Annotated in this window: 6 protein-coding genes and 1 pseudogene; 5 read left to right on the forward strand and 2 right to left on the reverse strand. The window is 50.9% G+C overall.

The annotated features are described in order from the left end of the window. The 3 genes and pseudogenes from Q0526_RS07450 to pepF all read left to right on the forward strand — a co-directional run. Positions 1–606: pseudogene (locus Q0526_RS07450) on the forward strand (DNA-directed RNA polymerase subunit beta'); the annotation flags it as partial. Between the two features lie 121 nt (positions 607–727). Further along, complete coding sequence (locus tag Q0526_RS07455) at positions 728–1,081, forward strand: arsenate reductase family protein (protein ID WP_298732147.1); 354 nt, start codon at positions 728–730, stop codon at positions 1,079–1,081. A gap of 10 nt (positions 1,082–1,091) precedes the next feature. Then, positions 1,092–2,897 carry an oligoendopeptidase F gene (pepF, locus tag Q0526_RS07460; RefSeq protein ID WP_298732149.1) on the forward strand — a complete coding sequence of 602 codons (1,806 nt, stop codon included), beginning with the start codon at positions 1,092–1,094 and terminating at the stop codon, positions 2,895–2,897. A 90-nt stretch (positions 2,898–2,987) separates the two neighbouring features. Here the strand turns inward: pepF and Q0526_RS07465 are convergent, their stop codons facing one another. Next, complete coding sequence (locus tag Q0526_RS07465; RefSeq protein ID WP_298732151.1) at positions 2,988–3,401, reverse strand: hypothetical protein; 414 nt, start codon at positions 3,399–3,401, stop codon at positions 2,988–2,990. Positions 3,402–3,428: 27 nt separating this feature from the next. Next, on the reverse strand, positions 3,429–3,605 hold the full coding sequence (locus Q0526_RS07470; RefSeq protein WP_298732153.1) for a hypothetical protein: 177 nt from the start codon (positions 3,603–3,605) through the stop codon (positions 3,429–3,431). Between the two features lie 547 nt (positions 3,606–4,152). Here Q0526_RS07470 and rpsL point away from each other — a divergent pair. Both rpsL and rpsG read left to right on the forward strand, forming a co-directional pair. After that, a complete protein-coding gene (rpsL, locus tag Q0526_RS07475; RefSeq protein ID WP_294758016.1) occupies positions 4,153–4,578 on the forward strand; it encodes a 30S ribosomal protein S12 in 426 nt (141 codons plus the stop codon). Positions 4,579–4,687: 109 nt separating this feature from the next. Next, entirely contained in the window at positions 4,688–5,158 is a 471-nt protein-coding gene (gene rpsG, locus Q0526_RS07480) for a 30S ribosomal protein S7 (RefSeq protein ID WP_204651462.1), read from the forward strand. Positions 5,159–5,162 lie beyond the last annotated feature (4 nt).

Here is a 5,162-nt window from a genome sequence, read left to right on the forward strand (position 1 = left end):
TTCGGTCAGCGCCTCAAGGTCATGGAAGGCGACGAAGTCCAGAAGGGTGCGCTGCTGACCGAAGGCCATGCGTATCCGCAGGATATTCTGGCCATTCAGGGCCCCATCGCCACCCAGAACTACCTCATCAGCGAAGTGCAGAAGGTTTACCGTCTGCAGGGCGTTGACATCAACGATAAGCACATCGAGGTTATCGTGCGCCAGATGATGCGTAAGGTGCGCATCGAGGATGCCGGTTCCAGCGACTTTATCGTTGGTAGCGTGGTTAACCGCCGCGATGTGATGATCAAGAACGAAGAGATTCAGGCTCGCATCGATGCCGGTGAAACCGACCTCAAGCTGGTACAGGCCAGTCAGGTGCTGTTGGGTATTACCAAGTCCAGCTTGGCCACCGACTCCTTCCTGTCGGCTGCTTCCTTCCAGGAGACGACTCGCGTCCTGACGGAAGCTGCTATCAAGGGCAAGACTGACCCGTTGGCCGGTCTGAAGGAAAACGTCATCATCGGTAAGCTGATCCCCGCCGGTACCGGTCTGCCGGAAGTCGAGAAAGAACTCGAAGAGGCTGAGATTGCCCGTGATGCCGCAGAGGCTGCGTACGACCACTAAACGCTAATAAAAGTCCCCGTCACGAAAGTGGCGGGGATTTTTGTGTTGGTTGACGCTTCCAAAGGAACTGGCTATAATTGTGGGTATACTAGACAAGCATTTATAGAAGGGGAGTGTCGCTTTGCTCTTTTTACAATATCCGCCGTGTTCCACCTGCCAGAAAGCCAAAAAGTGGCTGGATGAACACGAAGTTTCTTATGTGGCGCGCCACATCAAAGAAGAAAATCCTACAAAAGAAGAACTTAGCCAATGGTATGCGCGCAGTGGGTTACCCCTAAAGCGTTTTTTCAATACCAGTGGTCTGGCTTATAAAGCGTTGAACTTGAAAGAAAAACTTCCTACGATGTCGGAGGAGGAACAACTGGATTTGTTGGCAACGGACGGTATGCTGGTTAAGCGGCCTATTTTGGTGGATGAAAACTTCGTTCTCGTAGGCTTTAAACCGGTTGAGTGGGAAGAAACGCTGAGAAAATAAGGAGGATAGTATGGCAGATACGCAGACTTTGAAGGAACGCAGCGCAATGGACCCGCAATATCAATGGGATTTGACGCCAATGTATCGGGATGATGCTGCGTGGGAAGCGGATTTCGCCACGTTAGACGAACAGGTACAAGCGATGACGGCATTTGCCGGAACCCTAAAAGACGCGGTTTCCATCGGTGCTTATATGGATGCAGGGACGCAGTTGGGACGGAAGCTGTCCAATCTGTATTGTTATGCTTCGCTGCGGCGCAGTGAGAATACGCGTGCCGAGACAGGGCAGAGCATGTATGCTCGGATTATGGCCAAATATGTGCAGGCTATGGCGGTTATCTCGTTTGCCGAACCGGAGATCCTCTCTTTGCCCGAAGAAACACTGCAGGCCATCGTCGATGATGAGCAGCTGGCCGACCATAAATTCACAATGGAAAATTTGCTGCGTCAAAAGCCGCATACCCTAAGTGCGCCGGAAGAAAAGCTGTTGGCTACTTTGGGTGAAGCGCTAGGCGCTCCGGCAGAGATTGCAGATAATTTGCAGGACGCGGACCTCGTTTTTGAGGCGGTACAGGATGGCGACGGAAATACGGTAGAGGTGACCGGTTCCAACTATATCATGCTGCAAATGTCGCCGGACCGCACACTGCGGAAAAACGCATTTGAAAGTTTTTATAAGAGTTATCGGCAGCACATCAATACCTTTGCGGCGTCCTATTCGGGCGCAGTGAAAGCGGCGACAGCGGAGGCTGCGATTCGCCATTACGATTCTTCTCGTGCGATGTCGATGGCAGGGGAAAACATTCCCGCGGCGGTTTACGACAATCTGATCGATACTGTCCGTAAACATATGCCGGCTATGTACCGGTATGTGGCATTGCGTAAAAAAATCTTAGGTATCGATACACTGCACTACTATGACGTGTACGCACCGTTGGTAGGGGAGGTCAAGGTCCGCTACACCTATGAGCAAGCGCAGCAGATGGTGCTGGACGCGGTAGCGCCGTTGGGTAAAGACTATGATGATTTGGTGCGGCAGGCTTTTGCAGAACGCTGGATCGATGTTTACCCCAATAAAGGCAAGAGCGGAGGTGCCTATTCTTCAGGCACCTATGATTCTAACCCCTATATCTTAACCAATTTCACAGGAACGCTGGATAGCGTTTCGACCATCGCTCACGAGATGGGGCATAGCCTGCATACCTGGCATTCCAACCACCATCAGCCGCCGCAGTATGCGGATTATACGTTGTTTGTAGCAGAGGTGGCGTCTACTGTCAACGAGAATCTTTTGATCGAACAGTTGCTGCAAAAAGAGAAAGAACCGCAGATGCGGCTGTACTTGCTCAACCAGTATCTGGAAAATTTCAAAGGTACTGTGTATCGGCAGACGATGTTTGCGGAGTTTGAAAAAGAAGCCCATGCTATGGCCGAACGCGGGGAAGCACTGAATCCGGCTGCTCTGAATGCATTGTACAAGCGACTGGTTCAGGATTACTTCGGTCCGGAACTGGTTCTGGATGAAGAAGTGCAGTATGAATGGGCACGTATTCCGCATTTTTACCGTCCGTTCTATGTCTACAAATATGCAACAGGCTATTCCACTGCGGTGGCGTTGTCCGAAGCGATTCTGCGAGATGGGGAACCTGCAGTGCAGCGGTATAAAGAATTCTTGGCCATGGGAGGCAGTGCCTATCCCTTGGAAGAGTTGCAGCATGCCGGCGTGGATTTGACAACTCCTGCCCCGGTAGATGCGGCGCTTCAAAAATTCGAACGCATTTTGGATGATGCTGAGGCAACCTTGGCGCAGTTGTAAATTACCAATAAAAAGAGCTCCCACAGGAGGAACCTGTGGGAGCTCTTTTAGCGTATAAAACGAGTCTTACAGGGATAAACTCGAGGGTGCTTATTGACCCAATACAGCGGCGATGTAAGCAGCTTCTTTGGCGGCGATCTGCGCCTGATAGTTTTTCACAGCGGCAGCGTAAGCGGCTTCACGCTGGTCGGCGGCAGCCTGTGTGGCAACACCGGCAGCGGCTACGGCGGCATCAGCGTCAGCTTTGGCTTGTGCTGCTTTCGCAGCAGCGAGTACGGCAGCAACATCGGCATCCGCTTTAGCTTGCGCTTCTTTAGCGGCAACCATTACAGCAGCAGTGTAAGCAGCTTCCTTCGCCGCGATTTGCTGCTGATAGGCTTTTACAGCTTCCGCATAAGCGGCTTCACGCTGGTCAGCGGCAGCCTGCGTTGCTTTGCCCGCGGCAATGACCGCGGCAACATCAGCATTCGCTTTGGCCTGTGCGGCTTTTCCGGCGGCAATCACGGCAAGACATTCAGCGTCGGCCTTAGCCTATGCCTGTTTGGCTGCAGTCTGTACAGCAGCGGTGTACGCGGCTTCTTGTGCTGCGATTTGCGCCTGATAGGCTTTTACGGCGGCAATGTAGTCGCTGTTGGCATCGGCAAATGCCGGAACAGCAAAAACAGTGACCATGCAAACGGAAAGCAGGAACGCGAGAAGTTTTTTCATGACGATTGATACCTCCTTGTTAATAGTACTCTTTAGAAGAGGGTTTTCACATTTTCATTATAACAAGGTGGACAAAAATCCACAATAGGATTGCGCTTTCCAGTTAGAAAAGTTTTGCCTGCTTAATTGTGTATAATTCACAAAAAACAGAAAATATAGTGCGTTTCATGATGAAAAAACACAATATAAAAGGAGAAGGGGCCGGCGCTTTACGCAAAAAAAGTCCCGCTTATGACCATACAATGCCGAAAATGGAGAACAATAAATGGCAGGCTATAAACAAAGATGCTGTGAAAAAAATGTGATAGAAAACGCGGGGAAGCGGTTTGATGCAACAAGGAAAAACTACAAAAGAAAGAAGAAGGGGAGAGAAATCTAAAAAATCTCTGTTTTGCACGATTTTTTTTCTGTTTTTTTGGCAATACTCTTGACAACAGCGCTTCTATCCTATAAAATATCAAATGCGTGAGTTTGCTGGGTGAAGTGCGGCCATTACGTCGCATGCATCCCGAAACAAGCGTGAATACGTGAAGAAAGGAGAAAAGAAATGCCTACTTTTAACCAGCTCGTGCGCAAAGGCCGTGAGGTCCTGGTACACAAAAGCACCGCCCCTGCTCTTCAGAAGAGCTACAACTCCCAGAAGAAGCAGTACACCAATCTGAACAGCCCTCAGAAGCGTGGCGTCTGCACTGCAGTTCGCACCATGACCCCCAAGAAGCCGAACTCTGCTCTGCGTAAAGTTGCCCGTGTCCGCCTCACGAATGGTATCGAGGTCACCTCTTACATTCCTGGTATCGGCCATAACCTGCAAGAGCATAGCGTCGTTCTGATCCGTGGCGGTCGTGTCAAGGATCTTCCTGGTGTTCGTTACCACATCATCCGTGGTACTCTGGATACGCAGGGTGTTGCGAACCGGAATCAGGCCCGCAGCAAATACGGTGCTAAGCGCCCCAAGGCCGGTGCCAAGAAGTAAGGAAACATCTTTTCGCCATAAAATAGGCCAAGCCTTTTTTGTGGCATAACGGGAGTTTTCTTAACTTTCGAGTACCGATGATATCATTTATGTGAAGGAGGGAAGAAAGATGCCCAGAAGAGGTAATGTCGCGAAACGCGAAGTTCTGGCCGATCCTATTTACAATTCCAAAGTTGTCACCCGTCTGGTCAACTACATCATGCTGGATGGCAAAAAGGGTGTTGCGCAGGAGATCGTTTACGATGCATTCAACATCGTGAAGGAGAAGACCGGCAATGATCCGCTGGAAATGTTCGAGAAGGCGATGGAGAACATCATGCCGAACCTCGAATGCAAGACCCGTCGTGTGGGCGGCGCCAACTATCAGGTTCCTTTGGAAGTTAGCCCCGCTCGTCGTGAGACCCTCGGCCTGCGTTGGTTGACCCAGTACAGCCGTAGCCGTGGTGAGAAGACCATGTCTGCCCGTCTGGCGGCCGAGATCATCGACGCTACCAATGGTGTCGGCGGTTCCGTCAAGAAGCGTGAGGACACTCACAAGATGGCCGAGGCCAACAAGGCTTTTGCCCACTATCGTTATTGATTCG

It is taken from the genome of uncultured Subdoligranulum sp. (assembly GCF_937890665.1).